Genomic DNA, 21,018 nt, shown 5'->3' on the forward strand with positions numbered 1-21,018 from the left:
GATCCAGCTGATGACCCAGCCCATCCCCGTCGTCGCCGCTGGTGGCGACCGCCCGGTGGCCGACGCCCGCGCGGCGGGTTCCGCCGTTGCTGCGAACGTCTCCGGCTCCCGCGCGCAGCAGGGACAGGCGAACGCCGAGGCGCGGACGATCACGGTGCAATCCTTCCTCACCCAGTTCGACACCGCGCAGACCGACGACTCGGCGCAGCCGGCGAGCAGCGCGCAACCGGTCCTGCCCGAAGCCGTGACGCCGGAAAGTGCCGATGCCGACGCCTCCACCCCGCCAGCGCAGGAGGCGTCTCCCTCCGGTGCGGAAAACTGGCTGGCCGGGATGCTCAGCCAGGCCGGGTTGATCGTGCAGGCGCGCGACAATCCGCCGGCAGAGACTTCCGCGCGTGTTGCCGGTTTCGCCACTCAGGCCACCCAGGCCGTCGAGTCCCGCGCACAGCCCGCGCCGTCCGCGGTGCCGCCGGAAGACGTCCTGCTGCCGCCCGCCGAACCGCAGGACGATGCCGGCAAACCCACGGCTCCCGCTCCACGTGAGACCACCCAGAGCCAGGCGCAGACGCTGCTGCAGCAGCACCTCGCCGCCGCGTCGGCCACGCCGGACGCCACTGCGCCGCAACTGCCCAGCGCTGCCGTCGATGTGCGGTTGCCGGGCAGCGACGGCAGCGCGCCGGCCAATGCGCAGGCAAGCACGACGCCGCTGTTCGACAAGCTGCTGCACCTCAAGGGCGACGATGCCCACTGGGGCGAGCAGATGGTCACGGCGCTGCGCGACAACGTCGAGCTGCAGCTTGGCCAGCGCGTGCAGAACGCCACGATCCGCCTCGACCCGCCGGAGCTGGGCGCGATGGAAATCCTCGTGCGCCATGAGGCGGGTCAGCTCAACGTGCAGATCTCCGCCTCCCACGGCGAGGTGGTGCGCATGCTCCAGCAGACCAGCGAGCGCCTGCGCCAGGAGCTGGTCGGGCACAACTTCCTGCAGGTCAACGTGCAGGTGTCCGCCGACTCGGGCCAGAACGGCCAGCAGAACCGCCAGCGCTTCGAGCAGGAACAGCTCGCGGTTTCCGCCAATCCGCGCGACGCGCAGGTCGGCGAACGCGCCGCGCCGCGTGGCGACAGCGATGTACTGATCACCGTGTAGGCCGCGCGCGGCCCGCACTCCCACAGGATTTTTCGAGATACCCCATGTCCACGTCGCGCCTCGTTGTACTGATGCTCATCGTGAATATCGCCGTCGTGCTGGGTGGCGTGTTCGTCAATTACAAGATGATCAAGTCCGCCAGCCTCGCCCCGGCGGCCGCCGCTGAAGCCGGCAAGGAGGACGCCAAGCCGGAGGAAGAGAGTGCCGAGTACCTCTTCGTGCCGGTGGAGAAGATCATCGTGAGTTCGCGCGGCGATGACCGCGAGCACTACTTCGTGATCGACCTGGTGCTGCAGGCCACGGCCGACCAGGACCGCAAGAAGCTGGAAAGCGTGGCGCCCATGGTGCGCAGCTCGGTGGTGTCCAACCTGACCCCGGAGAAGTTCGAGACCCTGCGCGCCATGCCCATCGGCGAGGTGCAGGCGCGCCTGGAAAAGGCGGTGATCGACGACTTCTCCGCGCGCAAGGTGGTGGTGCCCTTCGAGCACGTGCTGCTCAGCAAGATGATCGTCCAGTAAGCCGCCATGCACGCCCTTCGCGATCCCGCCTACGACTACGGCAGCGCCTACGCTGGCGACCACGGGGGGGGCCATGCGCGCCTGTCCCCGGTTGCCGAGCAGCGCTGGATGATGCAGTACCTGCCGCTGGTGCGGCGCATCGTCAGCCAGCTGTCGCTGCAGGCCAACCAGGTGCTGGATCGCGAGGACATGGAACAGATCGGCCTGATGGGCCTGCTCGAAGGCCTGCGCCGCTATGGCGAGCCGGACGAGCAGTTCGGCCGCTTCGCCGCGTTGCGTATCCGTGGCGCGATTCTCGACGAGCTGCGCCGCCAGGACTGGCGCCCGCGCCAGGTTCGCCAGCAGGCGCACAAGGTGCGCGACACCATCCGCGCCCTGGCACGAAAGCTCGGCCGCGTGCCGAGCGACGAGGAAGTGCTGGCCGCCACCGGCCTCGACGAGGCGGGCTACCAGGACTACCTGCGCGCCGAATCCTCCGAGGCCATCGAGAGCTTCGATGCGCTGCTGCAGAGCGGCCATGAAGGCGTTCAGGGCAGCGGCGATGCGCTGGAAGAGCGGGTGTTCAAGGAGCGCCTGCTGGCCCAGGCGCTGGAGCGCCTCAACGAGCGCGAGCGGCTGATCCTCAACCTGTACTACCAGCACGAGCTGAACCTCAAGGAAATCGCCCTGGTACTGGAGCTGACCGATGCGCGCATCTGCCAGCTGATGAAGCAGGCGATCGGCAAATGCAGCCGTTTCCTCAACGACCCCGACACCCCCTGAAGAACCCAGACCTATGCAGAAAATCATCGGTGCCCTGATCATCATCGCCTGCGTCCTCGGCGGCTACGCCATGGCCCATGGCGACATGCGCGCACTCTGGCAGCCGGCGGAGATCGTCATCATCCTCGGCGCCGGCCTGGGCACCCTTGTCGTCGCCAACCCGCGCGAAGTGCTGCTGGAAATGTGCTCGCAGATCAAGGGCGTGTTCGTCTTCAAACGCCGTGGCGAGGAATTCCAGCGCCAGTTGCTGATGCTGCTCTACGAACTGCTGGAGATGGTCGACGTCGGTGGCCTGAAGGTGCTCGACGCGCACATCGAGGAGCCGGAGCAAAGCGAGCTGTTCGCCAAGTACCCGCTGATCCTCCAGGAAAAGAACCTGATGGCGTTCATCGCCGACAACTTCCGCCTCATGGCCATGGGCAAGATCAGCGCCCACGAACTCGAAGGCTTCCTCGAACAGGAGCTGGATGCCATGGAACACGCCCTGCTGCAGCCGTCCAAGTCGCTGCACAAGGTCGGTGAGGCGATGCCGGGCTTCGGCATTCTCGCGGCGATCATGGGCATCATCATCACCATGGGCAACATCGGCGGCTCGGTGGCGGAGATCGGCGCCCACGTGGCCGCCGCCCTGGTCGGCACCTTCTTCGGCATCTTCGTCTGCTACTGCCTTATGGACCCGCTGTCCAACGCCATGTCGCAGCGCGTGAAGACCGAGCTGTCGGCGCTGGAGTGCGTGCGGACCACGCTGGTCGCCCATGTCGCCGGCAAGCCCACGCTGCTGGCGGTGGACGCCGGGCGAAAGCTGATCGAGCAGGATGTGAAACCGGCCTTCAAGCAGCTGGAGACCTGGGTTACCCGCTATGAGGAAGAGCGGGACGTCGCATGAAGAAACGCGCCGACAAGCATGGCGAGATCATCGTCAAACGCCGCAGCAAGAAGGGCCACGAAGACGAACATGGCGGTGCCTGGAAGGTAGCCTTCGCCGACTTCACCCTGGCGATGATGGCGCTGTTCATGGTGCTGTGGATCATCCAGCCGCAGGTCAACTCGCAGCCGATCGCGGTCGGTGACCGGGACGTCAACCCGGTGGTGGATGGCGGCGCCGGCGTGTTCGATGGCGCCAGCCGCACGCCCCTCGAGCTGGACGGCATGCCGCAGCCGGTGAAGACGCCTGAGCGGCCGGCGCCCGACCTGGCGCTGGCCAGGAACAAGGCCGGCGAGCAGAGCGGGGAGCATGCCACCCAGCAGCAAGGCGAGGGCCGCCAGTACGACAGCAATGACGACCTGCGCGAGCTGGCCGAGCTGATCCGCGAGGTATCCGGCAAGGTCGACGCCCTGGCCAACATCGAGGTGACGGTGGTCCCCCAGGGCCTGCGCATCCTGATCAAGGATGACCAGCAGCGGTTCATGTTCGAGCGTGGCAAGGCGGCCCTCGATCCGCATTTCCAGACCTTGCTCGGCGCGCTTTCCGGCGTGCTGGCGAAGGTGCAGAACAAGCTGATCCTGAGTGGCCACACTGATGCGGTGCAGTACCGCCGTCCCGATGGCTACAACAACTGGAACCTCTCCGGCGACCGCGCCCTGCGCGCGCGCAATGTGATGGTCGACAGCGGCTTGCCGGCCGCCCGGGTACTGCAGGTGGCGGCCCAGGCCGACGTCATGCCGCTACGTCCGGAGGACCCGGAAAACGGCGCCAACCGGCGCATCGAGATTCTCCTGCTGACCCAGCGCGCGGAGAGCCTGTACCGGGAGATCTTCGGCGAGAGTTATGCACAGGTGCATTACTCCAGCTCCGGCGCGCAGCTGGTCACGCCCAAGCCGGCTGAAGCGGCGCCAGCGCCAGTGTCGGCGACCGTCCCGGCTGCACCGGCCACGCCGTAAGCGGATCAGTGGCCGCGCAGCTGGCGGGGACAGAACACCTGGCGCGTCTCCACGCCGTAAAGGCAGCCGCCCAGGGGTTCGAGGGTGATGCGTGCGCCGCGCTGGCGGCCATAGAGCAGGCTGAAGATCAGCTCGTTGTCCAGGCCGCTGTCGGCGCGCAGGTTGCTGATGCTGTTTTCCTCCACCTGCAGCTGGTAGCGCCCGCGCAGGTCGCTGCCGAGCAGGCCGGAGACCTCGAGGATGTTCGCGTCCTGCTGGATCATCGAGTAGAAGCGCCCCTCGTGGAACATGGTGGTCTGGGCGATATCCAGCACCCTGCCGGTGCTGAGCACGACCTGGCCGGTAGAGGCGTAGCGGCCATCGATGGCCGAGGTGTTCTGTGCGTGGCGCCACAGCAGGTACAGCGCCAGCGCGAGGCAGGCGACGCCCACCAGGGAAATCAGCAGGCAGCGGCGAGCCACGCCGGCCTCGCGGCGTAGGATCAGTTCAGGCACTTGCGCAGCTGCTCCTGGGAAATCCGGGCGATCTGGCTCTCATGGATCAGCAGCCAGTTGGAGCGGCCCTCGGGCTGCACGCACACCAGCTCGTAGAAGCCCGACGTCATGTGCAGCAGCAGGCCGATAGGGCGGGTTGCCAGTTCGGATAGCTGCCTGGCCAACTGCCGGGTGTCCTGCATCAGCCGCTGGAGCTCCTGCTCGTTGTCTTCCACGTAGGTGATCTGCAGCGGTCCGAGTTTCTGCTCCGCGGTGAGTACCGGGTTGCGCAACTGGGTGTGGTAAAGGGCGCCGGCGAGTACCAGCAGGCCGAGCGTGCACAGGCTGGCGGCGACGAACTTCAGACGCCGCTGTCGGTTCGCTTCGGGCTTCTTTTGCGTGGGCTCCCGCGGGATGAAGGCCGGCGCGGCATCGGCGCTGTCCACCTTCTGTTCCGACTCCGGCTCTGCCGCCGTGTTCGCCAGGTACTGCGGGTTGAACATGTAGCCGCGACGGGGCAGGGTCTGGATGATCTGCCGCTGCTTCTCGTCCGCCAACACCTGGCGCAGGGTGTAGATCTGCTGGTTCAGGCTGCCCTGGCCGACCACGCGGTCCGACCAGGCGTGGGTCAGCAGCTCATCGCGGGCGACCACGTCCCCCGGCGTCTGCAGCAGGCGTTCGAGCACCCGGCTCCCGGAAAAGCCCAGGTCGATACGCTCCACCTGGCCGTCACGGTCGAGGTCGAGCTGATAGAGCGCTGGATAGAACTGCGCGATGCAATCGGAACGGCCGGTGCGGAGGGTCAGACAGGCGATGGAGGCCCGGCTCTCCGCAAGCGTTGGAGTGAGTGTGCTCATCTTGCCCTTGCGAGCCGCTTCCTTGACGGTCGCGGGGAAAGCTCCATGTGTGGATGGAGGCAGGGGCGGCATTTTGACGTCAGAAAAATGTTGGTGCAAGTTCTGAATTTTGCACCGCCGTGCTTGCAATTCTTGCGCGAAATTCGAAGTCGCGAGCCAGAGCGGCTCGTATGGTGGCAATACGCCTTTTGCCTGGGGCTGCGTACCCGCAGACAGCATGACGCCCCGGCCTGCGGGGCGTCATGCGTGGCGAGTTTCGCGCGGGGCGGGGGGCGCTGCGCGAAAGGTTTCGCCTTAGCCCAGCAGGCCCATGATCATGCTGGGCATCTGGCCAGCCTGCTTGAGCATGGAGATGCCGGACTGCATCAGCATGGAGTTCTTGCTCATGTTGGCGCTTTCGGTCGCGAAGTCGGCGTCCATGATACGGCCTTTGGCCAGCTCGGTGTTGTCCTTCATGTTGGCCAGGTTGTTCGAGGTGTGCTGCAGGCGGTTGATGTTCGCACCGAACTGCGCACGCAGGGAGCCGATGTTGTCCAGCGCGGTGCTGATGGTGTCGATGGTGGTGTTGGCGGAGGCGCCCGAAGCGATCTCGGTGCCGGCTGTGGTCGGAGCGGTGGTGGCGAAGAACGACGAAACGTCGGTCAGGCCGCCGGTGCCCAGGGCGCTACCCAGGGCAGTGCTGATGTCCAGGTTCAGCTTCTCGCCGGAGGTGGCGCCGATCTGGAAGCTCATGGCGGCGGAGAACTTGCCCTTGGTGCCGTCGATGGCGGTGCCGTCGCTGAACAGCTTGTCGCCGGCGTACGAGGTGTTCTTCATGATGTTGGCCAGCTCGGAGCCCATCTGGTCGTATTCGGCCTGCAGGGCGTCGCGGTCTTTCTGGCTGTTGGTGTCGTTCGAGGACTGGGTGGCCAGGTCCTTCATGCGTTGCAGGATGTCGGTCACTTCGCTGAAGGAGCCTTCGGCGGTCTGCAGCATCGAGATGGAATCGCTGGTGTTGCGCATGGCGACGTTCATGCCGCGGGACTGGGCGTTCAGACGGGTAGCGATCTGCAGGCCAGCGGCGTCGTCAGCGGCGGAGTTGATGCGCAGACCGGTGCCCAGACGCTGCTGGTTGGTGGACAGCGAGCTGTTGGTCTTGCTCAGGCTGGTCTGGGTGATCAGGGAGGAGTAGTTGGTTTGAATCGACAAGGCCATGGTGGACTTCCTAAGTGAGCTGAATGAAGCCGGCGTTGTGCCTGCTGAAGGGGTAAGGCGACAGCTCCCGGGGAAGGATTAAATGGCCGGGCGAAATTTTTGGCGCGGGGATTCCGGCGGGGCTGCCACGTGTTCCGCCACTGCCGGACCTGACGAGTGGCAACCCGGCCGGAGCGAGGCTCAGGCCTGTTTTCACCACCCTGGCCGGGGCTTGCGCCTCCCCGCTGGCGGGTTCACGGCTACGCTTGAGGTTGCCGCTGGCCGATTCTTTTATGGCCAGCGGGGTGCCAGGGGGCAGCAGGTCGATTGCGCACGAGGCCGTCAGGCAATGGGAACTCACTTTCCGGTTGAGCTGTTCCGGCGTTTTGCCAGCGGGGTTTGTGCATGAGCACGCTACTTGGCGGCGTTTCCTCCCCCACCTGCCTGATCACGGCCACCGGCGCCTTCTGCGCCGAGGCGGTGATCGCGTCACTGCGTCGTCATACGGATGCGCGACTGCTGGGGACCAACTATCGGCCAGCGGAGTGGTGCGCCACCTCGGCCCTGCTGGATGTCGCCTACCAGGTGCCGCCCGCGCGCGAGGTGGACGCCTATGTCCGCCGCATCCTGGAGATCTGCGACGCCGAGCGGGTGACCCACGTCCTGCCGATGATCGATCCCGAGGTCGATGCGTTCGCGCTGCATCATGAGGCCTTCACCTCCCGCGGCATCACCCTGTGCATGCCGCCGCTGGAGAGCATCCGCGTCAGCCGCGACAAGTGGCTGGTCTACCAGGCGTTCCAGGACGTCCAGGGCATCCGCGCCATTCCCACCTGGCGCCTGCAGGACCTGCCGGTGCCGGGATTGGAGCTGCCGCTGATCGCCAAGCCGTGCGACGGTCGCAATAGCGAGGGGCTGGTGCGCATCCAGGATGCGGATTACCTGCGCTACATCCAGGACAAGTGCCAGGGTCGCGACTACATCGTGCAGCCGCTGCTGCCTGGCGAAGTGTGCGTCGTCGACGTGGTGCGGCAGGCCAGTACCGGGCAGTGGGCGGGCATGGCCCGGCAGGAGTTGATTCGCACGCCCACTGGCGCCGGGCTGACCGTGCGGATGCTGCCCGATGCGTCGCTGGTCGAGGCGGCGGGCCGGGTCGCCGAGGTGCTGGGGGTGAATGGCTGCATCAACATGGAGTTCCTCGTGCACGACGGCGAGGCGCTGCTGATGGACGTCAACCCGAGGTTCTCCGGCGGGATCGCCTTCAGCTATCTCTCCGGCTACGACATGGTGCTCAACCACTTCCGCTGCTTCTCGGGAGGCGAGCTGGACGCACCGGTCGTGCCGGCGCCAGCCATCCATGCACGGCACTACGTGGAAGTCACCACCGTCAGCGGAACCTGAGGGCGCAGCTTCCGTCGGGCCTGCTGGGCCGCTTCAGAAGAGGCTGCTCACCACGCCCGACTCCATCACCTTCGCCTCGATGACCTTCTGGCTGCGCAGGTTCTTCACCCGGATCACCTCGTCCTGCTTGCCGTTGGCCAGTGCCTCGCCAGCGGCGCTGGCCTGGATGCCGTCCTGGCTGGCGACGATCTTCACCTGCTGGCCGCGACGCACCAGCAGCGCACCGTCGAGCAGCGCAGGGGTCAGCGGCTGGTCGGCGCGGATGCGGCGGCGGGCAGTCATGCCGACCACGTCCTCGACCCGGGTGAAGTAGGTCCGCGCGCTCTTGCCGATCTGCTGCGGCGCGAGCTTCAACTGGCCCGCCTCCAGTGTCTGGCCGCGCTCGATCTCGCCACCGGCGACCACCGCAGGCAGGTACAGCGTCGGCTGGCTGGTGAAGTACACCGGCCAGCCCGGCTGCCCCGGACAGTTCGCCTCGAAACGGCGTCGGGCGCTGGGCGTCGCGGGGGCTTCGCTGCTTCGCAGTTGCGGGTCGCTCGGGCAGGCGGGGAGCTTGCCCAGGCTGTTGGGCAGGTTGTTCTCCACCCTGAAGGTCATGCCTTTCCAGCCTTCCTTCTGCGCGGTGCCTTTCAGCTCGGCGGCGATCATGCGCTGGGCGGCGGCGTCCAGCTGCGCACGTGCGTCCTGGGCCTGCTCCTGGGCGTGGCCGAGCGCCGCAAGCGCGAGGAGGAAGCAGGCGGAAAGGACTTTTCCGCATCCGCCTGCAGGGTGTGCCCAAAGCGGAAGCGCAGCGTTGCGCGCGCCGCCGGAGATGGCGCATAAAGCCTTGTAAATCAACGACATGAAGCGACCTGAAGGGGTCGGCATGCTTTGTGCTCTGTCGCCACGCACGCCGAACGATGAGAGTGGGTTGCGGGAATGAGTATACGGTTTGACGAGACCCTGGGTATCCACGAGAGGGCCCTGTCGCTGCACATGCAGCGCAGCGAAATCCTGGCCTCGAACCTGGCCAACGAGGACACCCCCGGCTTCAAGGCGCGGGACATCGACTTCGCCGCCGAGATGCAGCACCAGGACGGCGCCAGTGCGCTGCTGGCCAGCACCGGCCCGGCGCGCCCGGACCTGAAGTACCGCATCCCCAACCAGCCCTCCCAGGACGGCAACAGCGTCGAGCTGGCCACCGAGCAGGCGGAGTTCTCGCGCAACGCGATGGATTTCCAGACCAGCCTGACCTTCCTGACCCTGAAATTCCGCGGCCTCAAGCAGGCCATCGAAGGACGCTGACGCCATGGCATTCGATTCCATCTACCGCATCGCCGGCTCGTCGATGAACGCGCAGACCGTGCGCCTGAACACCGTAGCGAGCAACCTGGCCAACGCCGATTCCGCCGCCAACAGCCCCGAGGCCGTGTACCAGGCGCGCAAGCCGATGTTCGCCGCCGTCTACGAGAACGACCGGCTCACCCGTGACGCCGGCATGGGCGGCGCCCATGTGCAGGTGCTCGACGTGGTCACCTCCGGCCGCGCGCCGCAGCGCCGCTACGAGCCGGGCAGCCCGCTGGCCGACGCCACCGGCTACGTCTACTACCCCGCCGTCAACGAGATCGAGGAGATGACCGACATGATGTCCGCCACCCGCAGCTTCGAGACCGGCGTGGAAGTGCTCAACCGGGTCAAGAGCATGCAGTCCAGCCTGCTGAAACTGGGAGACGCCTGATGAGCACGGTCAACAACGACACCCGCGCCACCGGCACCTCGTCGGACACGCCCAAGCAGGCGGTGAACCTCGGCCAGCTCACCGACATGGAGAACAGCTTCATCACCCTGCTGGTCGCCCAGGTGCAGTACCAGGACCCGACCAAGCCGGTGGACAGCACCGAGTTCATCAACCAGTACTCGGCCATGGCGCAGGTGAAGAGCATGCAGAACATGACCACCCTGCAGCAGAACAACCTGGTGCTGATGGACAACCTGCAGACCCTCAGCGCCGCCAGCCTGGTGGGCCAGGAAGTGAAGGTCAGCGCCGACAGCCTGCAGTTGGAGGGTGCCAAGGTCAGCGGCCAGGTCACCCTGGCGCACGCCTCGGCCACTACCGTGCTGCAGCTCACCGATGCCAATGGCGTGCGCACCGACATCGCCCTCGGCCCGCAGGAGCCGGGCGCCGTGCCGTTCTCCATTGACCCGCAGGCCCTGGGCCTGAAGCCTGGCAAGTACAGCCTGGCGGTGAAGACCGACAGCGGCGAGACGCCGGGCGTCGAGGTGTCCGGGCTGGTGAACAACGTCCGCGTCAGCGCCGACGGCCCGGTGCTGGACGTGCAGGGTGCAGGGCAGGTGCCCTTCTACAAGATCGTCGAATTCAGTCAGGGCCAGGCCGCCTGAGCGCCTGTTCCACACCATTGAGGAAGAGCTGAGACCATGAGCTTCAACATCGCCCTGAGCGGCCTGAACGCCGTCACCCAGCAGCTGGATACCATCAGCAACAACATCGCCAACTCCGGCACCGTGGGCTTCAAGTCCTCGCGCACCGAATTCGCCAGCGTCTACGCCGACGGCAAGGGCATGGGCGTGGAAGTCTCCGGCACCACCCAGAGCATCAGCCAGGGCGGCTCGCTGGTGTCCACCAACCGCAACCTGGACCTGGCCATCTCCGGCGGCGGCTTCTTCGTGGTCAAGAGCGGCAACGGCGACACCCAGTACACCCGCGCCGGCGTGTTCAGCCAGGACAAGAGCAACTACCTGATCAACGCGACCGGCCAGCGCCTGCAGGGCTACCCGACCGACGCCGCTGGCAACCTGTTGGTGGGCACCGTCTCCGACCTGCAGGTGAAGACCGCCAACCTGCCGGCCAAGGCCACCGACAAGCTGGAGTTCGTCGCCAACCTCGACTCCAACGAGAAGGTGCCGGCCATCGGTCCGTTCGACCCGCAGAACGTGGCCACCTACAACTCCACCTATACCAGCAAGATCTACGACTCCCAGGGCAAGGAACACACCCTGACCCAGTACTTCGTGCTGACCGGCACCAACACCTGGGATGCCCACTACGCCGTCGATGGCACCGCCGTGGGCGGCGCCCAGGCGCTGACCTTCGCGCCGAACGGCTCGCTGTCCTCGCCGATCGCCGCCGTTCCGGTGAGCTTCAACCTGCCGGGCGTCGACCCGATGAACATCGCCTTGGACTACACCGGCACCAGCCAGTACGGCTCGGACTTCGTGGTCACCACCAACCGCACCACCGGCTACGCCGCCGGCGAGCAGACTGGCATCGCGGTGGAGAGCGACGGCAAGGTCTACGTCAACTACAGCAATGGCCAGCGCATGCTGCAGGGCCAGGTCGCCCTGGCGAACTTCGTCAATGCCGGCGGCCTGCAGAACCAGAGCGGCACCGCCTGGACCGAGACTTCCGCCTCCGGCGCCGCGCTGATCGGCGTGCCCGGCATCGGCCAGTTCGGCTCGCTGTCTGCCGGCAACCTGGAAGGCTCCAACGTCGACATCACCCAGCAACTGGTGGGCCTCATGGAAGGCCAGCGCAACTACCAGGCGAACACCAAGGTGATGACCACCGACAAGGAACTCACCCAGGTCCTGTTCCAGGCCATCTAAGGAAACTCCATGGATCGCCTCGGCTATACCGCGATGACCGCGGCCAGTCGCAGCATGTCTGCGCTGGACATCCGCGCCAACAACCTCGCCAACGTCAACACTCCGGGCTTTCGCGCGGACATGGAGCACGCCACGGCGGTGAACGTGAGCGGCGCCGGCTACGACAGCCGTCACCTCGCACGCATCGAGAGCAGCGGCGTGGACATGACCCCCGGCACCCTGGTGGCCACCGGGCGTGACCTCGATTTCGCCATCCAGGGCCCCGGCCTGATCGCCGTGCAGAACGCCGGCGGCGAGGCCTACACCCGCCAGGGCAATCTGACGATCGACGCCGACCGCCAACTGATGATCAACGGCCGCCCTGTGCTCGGCGAAGGCGGCCCGATCACCCTGCCCGAATACGACGCCATCGCCATCGGCAGCGACGGCACGATCTCGGTGATGCCGAGCGGCGACTACCTGATGACCGATGTCGACCGCATCAAGCTGGTGGACGCGCCGGCCGCCTCGGTGGTGAAGAACGCCCAGGGCCTGCTGGTGAGCAAGAACGGGCAGAACCTGGCGACCAGCGAGGACGTGCGCCTGGTGTCCGGCCACCTGGAGCAGAGCAACGTCTCGGCCATCGACCAGCTGGTGGGCACCATGAGCCTGAACCGCCGGTTCGAGAGCCAGGTGAAGATGATGAAGGCCGCTTCGGATCTGGCCGAAGCGGGCGACCGATTGATTCGTGGCGGCTGAGCCGCGGCGCGATAGCAGGAGCGAGAGATGAGTTCGGCACTTTGGGTCAGCAAGACCGGCCTTGCGGCACAGGACACCGCGATGTCCACCGTGGCCAACAACCTGGCCAACGTGAATACCGTCGGCTTCAAGAGCGACCGCGCGGTCTTCGAGGACCTGTTCTACCAGGTCGAGCTGCAACCGGGCGCCCAGGCTGACCAGGTCAACACCGTACCCTCCGGCATCCAGCTGGGCAGCGGCGTGCGCGTGGTGGGCACGCAGAAGGTGTTCACCGAAGGCAGCATGCAGACCACCGGCCAGCCGATGGACCTGGCGATCATCGGCAGCGGCTTCTTCCAGGTCGAAGCGCCCAACGGCGACACCTACTACACCGAGAACGGCCAGCTGCAGCTCAACAACGAGGGCATGGTGGTCAATGCCCAGGGCCTGCCGCTGAAGCCGAGCATCGAAGTACCGTCCGGTGCCAGCCGCTTCACCGTCGGCAGCGACGGCATCGTCACCGCCATCCTGCCGGGCGAGACCCTGCCCACCGAGCTGGGCCAGATCACCCTGGTCCACTTCACCAACCCGGCCGGCCTGGAGGCCTTGGGTGGCAACCTCTACAAGGAGACCGCCGCCAGCGGCGAGCCGCAGGAAGGCACGCCGGGCGAGGAGGGCCTGGGCACGATCAAGCAGGGCGTGCTCGAAGGCTCCAACGTGCAGGTGGTGGAGGCCATGGTGAACATGATCGCCATCCAGCGCGCCTACGAGGCCAACGCCAAGGTGCTCGACGCCGCGTCGGGCATGCAGCAGTTCCTCAACCAGACGGTCTGACCATGACGCGCCTCGCCCTGCTGGCCGCACTGGCGCTGCTCGCCGGCTGCCAGAGCTTCAACGAGATGCTGCCGGACGAGGACTCCTCGCTCTACCAGCCGCCGGAACTCGACTACAGCCTCCCGCCGACCACCAGCGGCGGGCTGTACCGTTCCGGCAACGGCGGTTCGCTGATCCGCGACAAGCGCGCCATCGGCGTGGGCGACATCGTCACCGTGGTGCTCAACGAAGCCACCCAGTCGAGCAAGAGCGCGGGCACCAGCTTCGGCAAGAAATCCGACATCAGCGTGCCGACGCCGACCATTCTGGACTCGCAGTACGACCAGCTGAACTCCTCGGCCACGGCCAACCGTAACTTCAACGGCGCGGCCAAGAGCTCGCAGCAGAACACCCTCACCGGCTCCATCGCGGTGACCGTGCACAAGGTTCTGCCCGGCGGCGTGCTGCTGGTGAAGGGCGAGAAGTCCCTGCGCCTGAACCAGGGCGACGAGTTCATCCGCTTGACCGGCCTGGTGCGCCTCGACGACATCAACCGCTCCAACCAGGTGTCCTCGCAGAACGTCGCCAATGCCAAGATCTCCTACGCCGGGCGCGGCGTGCTCAACGACAGCAACTCGGCCGGCTGGCTGACGCGCTTCTTCACCCACCCGCTGTTCCCGATGTAAGCAGGCGAGCATTCCATGCGTAGAACCCTTTCCCGCCTGCTGGCGATGCTGTGTCTGTTCTGGCAGGCGCAGACGCAGGCCATCCCGCTGCTGGACCTCGTGGACATCGAGGGCGTGCGCGAGAATCAGCTGATCGGCTACGGCCTGGTGGTCGGACTGGACGGCACCGGCGACAAGAACCAGGTGAAGTTCACCACCCAGTCGGTGGCCAACATGCTCAAGCAGTTCGGCGTGAACCTGCCGCCGAACGTCGACCCCAAGCTGAAGAACGTCGCCGCCGTGAGCGTCACCGCCAGCGTGCCGCCGTCCTACAGCGCCGGGCAGACGGTGGATGTCACCGTGTCCTCGCTGGGCGACGCCAAGAGCCTGCGCGGCGGCCTGCTGCTGATGACGCCGTTGCAGGGCGTGGACGGCGAAGTCTATGCCCTGGCCCAGGGCAACCTGGTCGTGGGCGGCCTGCATGCCCAGGGCCAGAGCGGCTCCAGCGTCTCGATCAATAGCGCCAACAGCGGCCTGATCCCCAATGGCGCGACCGTCGAACGGATGATCCCCAGCGACTTCACCCAGCGCCCGGACATCATGCTCAACGTGCGCAAACCCAGCTTCCAGACCGCGACCAAGGTCATGGAAGCAGTCAATGCGCGTTTCGGCTCTGGTACTGCCACCGCGCTGGACGGCACCAAGGTCTCGGTGCGCGCGCCAGTCAGCAGCGCCCAGCGCACCAGCTTCATGGCCATGCTCGAAGGCATGGAGGTGCAGGAAGGCCGTACCCGGCCCAAGGTGGTGTTCAACAGCCGCACCGGCACCGTGGTGGTCGGCCAGGGCGTGCGCGTGAAGGCCGCCGCCGTGTCCCACGGCACCCTCACCGTGACCATCAGCGAAAACCCGCAGGTCAGCCAGCCGGGGCCGTTCTCCAACGGCACCACGGCGGTCACGCCGCAGTCGAACGTCTCGGTCAGCCAGGACAAGAAACCGATGTTCAAGTGGCCCGAAGGCACCAGTCTGGAAACCATCATCCACACGGTGAACAGCCTGGGCGCGACCCCCGACGACGTGATGAGCATCCTCCAGGCGCTGGAGCAGGCCGGTGCGTTGAACGCAGAATTGGTAGTGATCTGATGAGCATCACCTCGCTCAACCGCCCCATCGTGCCCACCGGCCAGCCAGGCGAGTCGCCCGAAGCGATCCGTCGCGAGCAATTGCAGGCGGCCTCCGAGCAGTTCGAGGCGATGTTCCTGCAGCAGATCCTCAAGCAGATGCGCAAGGCCGGCGACGTGCTCTCCGCCGGCAGCCCGATGCGCAGCCGCGACCTCGACACCCTGCGTGACTTCTACGACGAAGCGCTGGCCGAGCACCTGGCCACGCGCAAGCAGACCGGCATCGCCGACCTGCTGGTGCGCCAGCTCTCCGGCGAGCCGGGCAATGCCGCCGAGGCGGTGGCGCTAACCGACGACGGCGAAGCGCTGCGCCGGCCTTCGGTGTCCAGCCGCAACCCGCTGGTGGATAGCTGGCAGCGCGGCGTCGACCGTCTTGCCCATGCCTGGCAGCAGGGCACGGCGGGCTTCCGCACCCTGGTGGACAGCGTGATCGGCCAGGAGTCCGGCGGTAACGCTTCCGCCGTCTCGCCCAAGGGCGCGCGCGGTCTGATGCAGCTGATGCCCGACACCGCCCGTGAAGTCGCCGGCGAGCTCGGCCTGCCCTATGACGAACAGCGCCTGACCAGCGACCCGGCCTACAACAAGGCCCTGGGCAGCGCCTACCTGGGCAAGATGCTCGACCGCTACGACGGCCAGCACGTGCTCGCCCTGGCCGCCTACAACGCCGGCCCCGGCAAGGTGGACGAGTGGCTCAAGAGCAATGGCGACCCGCGCAGCGGGCAGATCGGCATGGCCGACTGGGTGCGCAGCATTCCCTTCGAGGAAACCCGCGACTACACCCTCGGCGTACTGCGCCGCGTACGCGAGGCCCAGGCGCCGGCGCGCATCCCCGGCAGCGGGCTGTCGCCGGAGACGGGCCTGAAGTACGCGCCGCAGGAGGGATTTAAGCGCGGCGCCGATTCCGTCGCCTATCAGGGACAACAGTCCGAATTTGCCGGCCGACCGGCCTCGGCGGCGTTCGCCCAGCCGATCCGCATCGAGTCGAAGGAGAGTGCGTCTTGAGTATGTTGAGCCAGATCGGCTACAGCGGTCTGCGTGCGGCGCAGATCGCCCTGTCCACCTCCGGCCAGAACGTCGCCAATGCCAATACCCCCGGCTTCAGCCGGCTGAACCCGGTGCTCGCCTCGCTGGCCGGCGAGGGCGGCCTGAACGTCGGCGGTGGCGTGGTGGTGACCAGCATCCGCCGCATGGCCAACGACTTCCAGAACCAGCAGCTGTGGCGCGCCACCACCGAGCAGAGCTACTACGACAGCGGCCAGCAGTACCTCTCGGCACTGGAGGGGCTGATGGGCGGCGAGGGTTCGAGCATCAGCGTCGGCCTGGACAACTTCTTCGCCGCGCTCAGCGAGGCCACCGCCACGCCCGGCTCGGTCGCGCTGCGCCAGCAGATCATCAACGAGACCAAGAACCTCGCCCAGCGCTTCAACGGCCTGTCCGGCAACATCGACAGCCAGTTGCGCGCCCTGCAGGAACAGCGTGCGTCCATGGTCGGCGAAATGAATGGCCTGACCACCAACCTCGCCGCATTGAACAAGCAGATCGTCGAAGTCGGCTCTGCCGGCGGCGACACCACCGCGCTGCGCGACCACCGCGAAAGCCTGGTGCAGGATCTCTCGAAGTACGCCGCGATCCGCGTCAACGAAGTGCCCGATGGCTCGCTCACCGTCTCCCTGGCCAACGGCCAGCCGCTGGTGGCCGGTATCTCCGCCGGCCAGCTGGCGATCAACCGTACCGCCAGCGGCGAACAGGAAATCGCCCTGACCTTCGTCGGCACCCGTTTCCCGTTGACCCAGGACGGCATGGGTGGCGCCCTCGGCGCGCTGTACGACACCGAGTACGACTCCCTGCGGCCGAACCAGGACGCCCTGCACGAGATGGCGGGCCAGTTCGCCCAGATGGTCAACGACACCCTGGCCAAGGGCTTCGACCTCAAGGGCAATCCCGGCCAGGCGCTGTTGACCTACAACGCCGGCAGCACCACGGCGATGCTCACGGTGAACGGACTGAAGCCCGAGGAGCTGGCGCTGTCGGACACCGCGGGTGAAACCGGCAACAACGTGAACCTGCTGGCGCTGCTCGACCTCAAGGGGCAGACCATCACCGTCGGCGGCAGCCAGGTGACCCTCAACGACGCCTTCGCCGGCCTGCTCGGCAAGGTCGCCAGCGCCAGCCGGCAGAACCAGGCGGACCAGAAGACCGCCACCACCGTCGCCGCCCAGGCCCAGTCCCAGCGCGACAGCGTCAGCGCCGTGAGCCTGGACGAGGAAGCGGTGAACCTGATCACCTACCAGCAGGCCTACCAGGCCAACATGAAAGTCATCAGCACCGCCAAGGAGCTGTTCGACTCGATGCTTGCGGCCTTCTGACGGCCTGCGCGAGGGAAAGCAGAATGCGGATTACCAACGCACAGATCACCGCAATGATGAGCGGTTCGATGAACAACAGTTCGGCGGCCCTGGGCAAGCTGATGCAGCAGATGTCCACCGGCAAGCGCATCCTCCAGCCTTCCGACGATCCCATCGCCAGCGTGCGCATGCTGCGCATCCAGCGCGAAGAGGCGAGCCTGGCGCAGTACCGCACCAACATCAGCAGCGTCTCGAGCAATCTATCGACCCAGGAGACCAACCTGCAGGCCACCTCCGACGCCATGCTCAACGTGCGCGACCTGTTGCTGTGGGCGGCCAACGGCTCGAATGCGTCCAAGGACCTCAACGCCATGGCCGGCGAGCTGGAGAACATCGAGAAGACCATCGTCAGCTTCGTCAACGTGCGCGACGAGGAGGGCCGCTACCTGTTCTCCGGCACCTTGAGCGACACCGCCGCGGTGACCTACGAGCCGCTCACCGATAGCTACGTCGCCACCGGCAACGACAAGTCGCGCCAGGTCGCCGTAGCCAACGGCGTGCAGGTGGAGGAGAACGTCACCGCGCTGGGCGTGTTCGGCGGCGGTATGGATTTCCTCAACCAGCTGCACGCTGCCGTGAAGCTGCTCAAGGACCCTGCGCTGGACACCACAGACCCGGCGGTGCAAGCGCAGATCACCGCGGCCGTCGACAGCCTCGACCGCGGCCACGACGGCGTGTTGGGCGCCATCACCGAACTGGGCGGCCGGCAGAACACCCTGACCATGCTCAATTCGAGCAACGAGGAAGTCTCGCTGGTGAACCAGAAGATCAATGGCGAGCTGTCGCAGCTGGATTACGCCGGCGCCAGCATCGACCTGAACAGCTACCAGCTCGCGCTCCAGGCCACGCAGAAGACCTACCTGAAGCTCAACGACCTGTCGCTGTTCAGCCGCCTGTAGTTTTACGTAGGAAGACCGGGCCGCGCCGCATGGAGGTCTGGACGCTGAAAGGCGGCGCATGATCCGGATCTTCCTACCTTTTACCCAGCGCCCCCGGCCTCGTTGCCGGGTGAGCGCACCATCCGGTGCAGAGGTCACCATGAAGGTCATCAAGCAACTGCCGGCTGCGGCCGTCTTCGATCCGCGCGAACGCCGCGACGTCATCCCCTCCGCTCCCGGCGAGCGGCAGAATGGCCTGCGCCAGCGCGAGGACAAGGCCGCGAACGCCGCGCAGACGGCACGTGGCGCGCAGAAGAGCGGCAGCTTCAACCTGCAGCTCAACCAGCAGTTGTCGTCGATGCAGTCCGCGGACAGCTACCTGGGCGACCTGCAGGACCGACTCGGCAGCCTCAAGCTCAGCCTCGGCCGCGAGCTCAGCACCCCGCAGTCCCAGGACCGCGAGGGTGTGCGCCAGGGCATTCGGCAGGTCAACGAACTGCTGGACCAGCGCGCCCAGCGCTCGGACGGCAGCCTCGACGCCAACTTCCGGCTGCGCCTGAATGAGCCGGTACGCAGTCGCTTCAGCCTTGAGGGCCTGGAGTCGGTGGAGGACATCCAGCGCTCGGGCAAGGAAACCCTGCTGTTCAGCGCCGGACGTCAGCTCGCGGAGCCGGCAGCGGTGGTGCTGGACGACGGCATGAGCACCGAGCAGGTACTCCGGCGCTTCAATGCCACCCTCGGCCAGGCCGGTATTCGCGCCGAACTGGACAGCGACGGCGCGCTGAAATTCTCCGCCCCCGAGGCCGACTGGCAGCAGCTCAAGGGGCAGTTGGCGGTGCAGGGCGAGGGCAAACTGTTCGCCAAGGGCAAGAACACCCGGCTGAAAAGCCAGGAGGACGGCCTGCTGGTGTTCCCCACCGAGATCAAGACCGATGCCTTCCGCGAACAGCGCCAGTTGCTCGACTCGGTGGTTTCCGCGCTGGACCGCATTGGCGGCCTGCGCGACCAGCTGCGCCATCGCCAGGACGACATCCGCGACTTCCTCGACCGCCACGCCAGCGATGACGAGCGTGAGTGGGCCCACACCTTCGCCGCCTCCATGCTCGACCGCATGGGGCGCAGCGCCACCCATTACAGCGCGGCGGCGCAGACCGTGGTGGCCCAGGCCAACCTGAGTCGGTTTGCGGTGGTGAGTTTGCTGGCCTGATTGTCCACTGCATGCGCCAGGGCAGGGCTCGCTCTGCGTAGGAGCGGACCTTGTCCGCGAAATCCATCGCGGTGGAATCTGTGCAGACAGGAGCGCGCAGATGCTCGCCGCCAGCCTGTAGGACCGAGGGGGACGCCTGGTTCTTGCTCGCGAACAAATTTCCCGGCTGCATCGGCGTTGGGCGGTTCGCGAGCAAGCTCGCTCCTACGAAGAGCAGTCCGGCGCAAACGCTATCCGCCGTGATGGGTATCGCTGCGCTCCACGCCATCCTACGAAGTGCAATCCAGCATGAAGCAGCCAAAGTCCCAGGGGCGCGCAGAGTCCCGTCAGGACCCGGATGTCGGGACGAGCCCTTTTGGTTACTTTTTTGAGGGCGGCTATCCGACGTTTGAGAAACGTGACTCGCCCGAGGGGGCGAAACAAAAAGCCCCAGCACGTGCCGAAGCGGCGCAGAAACACCCAAAGCCAGAGCGGTGGATAACGCTTGAGGCGTTATGCGCCCTACAAGAGCATCCCACTCCTACAGGCGCGGTCTACGGAACAGCCCATGCCCCGCGGCTCAGTACCCCGAGTACGCCGAATACACCGCCTGCTCGCCTGGGTTGCCCAGGAGCTGGCTGAGGATGTCGTGGTGCATCGCCAGCAGTTTGCCGTTGCGCTCGTTGAGGCGCTTGCACTGGGCGGTGAGCTGGCCGAGTTGCAGCCACTCCTGCTGCAGGTCCGCACGGCGCGCCGGCGTGTAGTTGGAGAGCAGCGTGCGCATGCCCTCGGCATCCAGCGGCAGGCTGAAGGCGCGCAGGGCCTTGCTGCGCCGCTGGGCGCGGGTGGCGATGGCGTCGAGCAGGGTCTGGATTTCCGGGTTCAGCGCTTCGATCTGCGCGCTGTCCCGTGCCTGCAGGTGGCGGTAGAGCTCCTGCAGGCGGTCGCGCAGCGCCAGGCAATCGCGGCCATCCTGCTGGATGTCCTGCTCGATTACCTGCAGCAACCGCGCGCGCTGGGTCATGCGTCGCTGCCGCGATGGTAGGAGAGGATACTGGTGGCGAGCACGCGGGTGTCGTTCTGCAGCTCGCCGTTCATCAGTGCGCGGCGGATTTCCGCGACGCGGTCCTGGTCCACGTCGGGCATGGCGCGCAGGGTTTCCTGCATCTCGTCCAGGCGCAGCGAATCATGTGCCGGCGCGTTGGCGCTGGTCTCGGCCACCGGGGCGGTGCGCTCGCTGCGCGCGGCCTTGGCGGACTCGCTGGTGGCCAGCGCGGAGCTGGCCAGTTGCCGGGTGATTTCCATGGTGGTATCCGAATTTGTTCTGGGCTTTCCCCCAGAGGGCGACCGCCGCGAAGGAA

General features: G+C 66.6%; 24 protein-coding genes. 18 read left to right on the forward strand and 6 right to left on the reverse strand.

Features of this window, described 5'->3' with window-relative positions:
• The first annotated feature begins 10 nt into the window (after positions 1-10).
• Genes GA645_RS01040 through GA645_RS01060 form a run of 5 tightly spaced genes read left to right on the forward strand, consistent with a single transcriptional unit; the run spans position 11 to position 4,308 of the window.
• Entirely contained in the window at positions 11-1,147 is a 1,137-nt protein-coding gene (locus GA645_RS01040) for a flagellar hook-length control protein FliK (protein WP_152219120.1), read from the forward strand.
• Between the two features lie 44 nt (positions 1,148-1,191).
• Positions 1,192-1,665: a flagellar basal body-associated FliL family protein gene (locus tag GA645_RS01045; protein WP_152219122.1), complete on the forward strand. Its 474-nt coding sequence runs from the start codon at positions 1,192-1,194 to the stop codon at positions 1,663-1,665.
• 6 nt (positions 1,666-1,671) lie between these two features.
• On the forward strand, positions 1,672-2,427 hold the full coding sequence (locus GA645_RS01050) for a FliA/WhiG family RNA polymerase sigma factor (protein ID WP_152219124.1): 756 nt from the start codon (positions 1,672-1,674) through the stop codon (positions 2,425-2,427).
• Between the two features lie 13 nt (positions 2,428-2,440).
• Positions 2,441-3,313, forward strand: a complete 873-nt coding sequence (gene motA, locus GA645_RS01055; protein WP_152219126.1) for a flagellar motor stator protein MotA — start codon at positions 2,441-2,443, stop codon at positions 3,311-3,313.
• Positions 3,310-4,308, forward strand: a complete 999-nt coding sequence (locus GA645_RS01060; protein ID WP_152219128.1) for an OmpA family protein — start codon at positions 3,310-3,312, stop codon at positions 4,306-4,308. The genes motA and GA645_RS01060 overlap by 4 nt, the downstream gene beginning before the upstream one ends.
• Before the next feature lie 5 nt (positions 4,309-4,313).
• Here the strand turns inward: GA645_RS01060 and GA645_RS01065 are convergent, their stop codons facing one another.
• The 3 genes from GA645_RS01065 to lafA form a co-directional block, all read right to left on the reverse strand.
• Positions 4,314-4,802, reverse strand: a complete 489-nt coding sequence (locus GA645_RS01065; protein WP_152219130.1) for a hypothetical protein — start codon at positions 4,800-4,802, stop codon at positions 4,314-4,316.
• Positions 4,790-5,638, reverse strand: a complete 849-nt coding sequence (locus GA645_RS01070; RefSeq protein ID WP_152219132.1) for a winged helix-turn-helix domain-containing protein — start codon at positions 5,636-5,638, stop codon at positions 4,790-4,792. The genes GA645_RS01065 and GA645_RS01070 overlap by 13 nt, the downstream gene beginning before the upstream one ends.
• Before the next feature lie 294 nt (positions 5,639-5,932).
• Positions 5,933-6,832, reverse strand: coding sequence for a lateral flagellin LafA (gene lafA / locus GA645_RS01075; protein WP_152219134.1), 900 nt, complete (start codon positions 6,830-6,832; stop codon positions 5,933-5,935).
• Positions 6,833-7,216: 384 nt separating this feature from the next.
• Here lafA and GA645_RS01080 point away from each other — a divergent pair, with 384 nt between their 5' ends.
• Entirely contained in the window at positions 7,217-8,212 is a 996-nt protein-coding gene (locus GA645_RS01080) for an ATP-grasp domain-containing protein (RefSeq protein WP_152219137.1), read from the forward strand.
• 33 nt (positions 8,213-8,245) lie between these two features.
• Here the strand turns inward: GA645_RS01080 and flgA are convergent, their stop codons facing one another.
• Positions 8,246-9,055 (reverse strand): flagellar basal body P-ring formation chaperone FlgA, encoded by an 810-nt coding sequence (gene flgA, locus GA645_RS01085; RefSeq protein ID WP_178119469.1) that lies wholly within the window; start codon positions 9,053-9,055, stop codon positions 8,246-8,248.
• 75 nt (positions 9,056-9,130) lie between these two features.
• On the opposite strand from flgA, the gene flgB reads away from it, so the two are divergent.
• From flgB to GA645_RS01145, 12 genes are all read left to right on the forward strand, one after another.
• On the forward strand, positions 9,131-9,496 hold the full coding sequence (flgB, locus tag GA645_RS01090; protein ID WP_152219141.1) for a flagellar basal body rod protein FlgB: 366 nt from the start codon (positions 9,131-9,133) through the stop codon (positions 9,494-9,496).
• A gap of 4 nt (positions 9,497-9,500) precedes the next feature.
• A complete protein-coding gene (flgC, locus tag GA645_RS01095) occupies positions 9,501-9,929 on the forward strand; it encodes a flagellar basal body rod protein FlgC (protein ID WP_152219143.1) in 429 nt (142 codons plus the stop codon).
• Positions 9,929-10,591, forward strand: a complete 663-nt coding sequence (locus GA645_RS01100; protein ID WP_152219146.1) for a flagellar hook capping FlgD N-terminal domain-containing protein — start codon at positions 9,929-9,931, stop codon at positions 10,589-10,591. The genes flgC and GA645_RS01100 overlap by 1 nt, the downstream gene beginning before the upstream one ends.
• 36 nt (positions 10,592-10,627) lie before the next feature.
• The gene (flgE, locus tag GA645_RS01105) at positions 10,628-11,815 is read left to right on the forward strand and encodes a flagellar hook protein FlgE (RefSeq protein ID WP_152219148.1); all 1,188 of its coding nucleotides are present in this window, start codon (positions 10,628-10,630) and stop codon (positions 11,813-11,815) included.
• Between the two features lie 9 nt (positions 11,816-11,824).
• Positions 11,825-12,553, forward strand: a complete 729-nt coding sequence (locus GA645_RS01110; RefSeq protein ID WP_152219150.1) for a flagellar basal body rod protein FlgF — start codon at positions 11,825-11,827, stop codon at positions 12,551-12,553.
• Positions 12,554-12,580: 27 nt separating this feature from the next.
• Positions 12,581-13,366, forward strand: a complete 786-nt coding sequence (flgG, locus tag GA645_RS01115; RefSeq protein WP_152219152.1) for a flagellar basal-body rod protein FlgG — start codon at positions 12,581-12,583, stop codon at positions 13,364-13,366.
• A 2-nt stretch (positions 13,367-13,368) separates the two neighbouring features.
• Entirely contained in the window at positions 13,369-14,031 is a 663-nt protein-coding gene (flgH, locus tag GA645_RS01120) for a flagellar basal body L-ring protein FlgH (protein ID WP_152219154.1), read from the forward strand.
• Positions 14,032-14,046: 15 nt separating this feature from the next.
• Positions 14,047-15,150: a flagellar basal body P-ring protein FlgI gene (locus GA645_RS01125; protein ID WP_152219155.1), complete on the forward strand. Its 1,104-nt coding sequence runs from the start codon at positions 14,047-14,049 to the stop codon at positions 15,148-15,150.
• A complete protein-coding gene (locus GA645_RS01130; RefSeq protein WP_152219157.1) occupies positions 15,150-16,190 on the forward strand; it encodes a lytic transglycosylase domain-containing protein in 1,041 nt (346 codons plus the stop codon). Before GA645_RS01125 ends, GA645_RS01130 begins: the two co-directional genes overlap by 1 nt.
• Positions 16,187-17,554 (forward strand): flagellar hook-associated protein FlgK, encoded by a 1,368-nt coding sequence (flgK, locus tag GA645_RS01135; protein ID WP_152219159.1) that lies wholly within the window; start codon positions 16,187-16,189, stop codon positions 17,552-17,554. Before GA645_RS01130 ends, flgK begins: the two co-directional genes overlap by 4 nt.
• A 23-nt stretch (positions 17,555-17,577) precedes the next feature.
• On the forward strand, positions 17,578-18,492 hold the full coding sequence (gene flgL / locus GA645_RS01140) for a flagellar hook-associated protein FlgL (protein ID WP_152219161.1): 915 nt from the start codon (positions 17,578-17,580) through the stop codon (positions 18,490-18,492).
• A gap of 139 nt (positions 18,493-18,631) precedes the next feature.
• Complete coding sequence (locus GA645_RS01145) at positions 18,632-19,678, forward strand: hypothetical protein (protein ID WP_152219163.1); 1,047 nt, start codon at positions 18,632-18,634, stop codon at positions 19,676-19,678.
• Positions 19,679-20,237: 559 nt separating this feature from the next.
• On the opposite strand, the gene flgN is transcribed toward GA645_RS01145, so the two are convergent.
• The gene (gene flgN / locus GA645_RS01150) at positions 20,238-20,681 is read right to left on the reverse strand and encodes a flagellar protein FlgN (protein WP_152219165.1); all 444 of its coding nucleotides are present in this window, start codon (positions 20,679-20,681) and stop codon (positions 20,238-20,240) included.
• On the reverse strand, positions 20,678-20,962 hold the full coding sequence (gene flgM / locus GA645_RS01155; RefSeq protein WP_152219168.1) for a flagellar biosynthesis anti-sigma factor FlgM: 285 nt from the start codon (positions 20,960-20,962) through the stop codon (positions 20,678-20,680). The genes flgN and flgM overlap by 4 nt, the downstream gene beginning before the upstream one ends.
• Between the last annotated feature and the right edge of the window lie 56 nt (positions 20,963-21,018).

The sequence above is a fragment of the Pseudomonas sp. SCB32 genome (assembly GCF_009189165.1).
Classification (GTDB): domain Bacteria; phylum Pseudomonadota; class Gammaproteobacteria; order Pseudomonadales; family Pseudomonadaceae; genus Pseudomonas.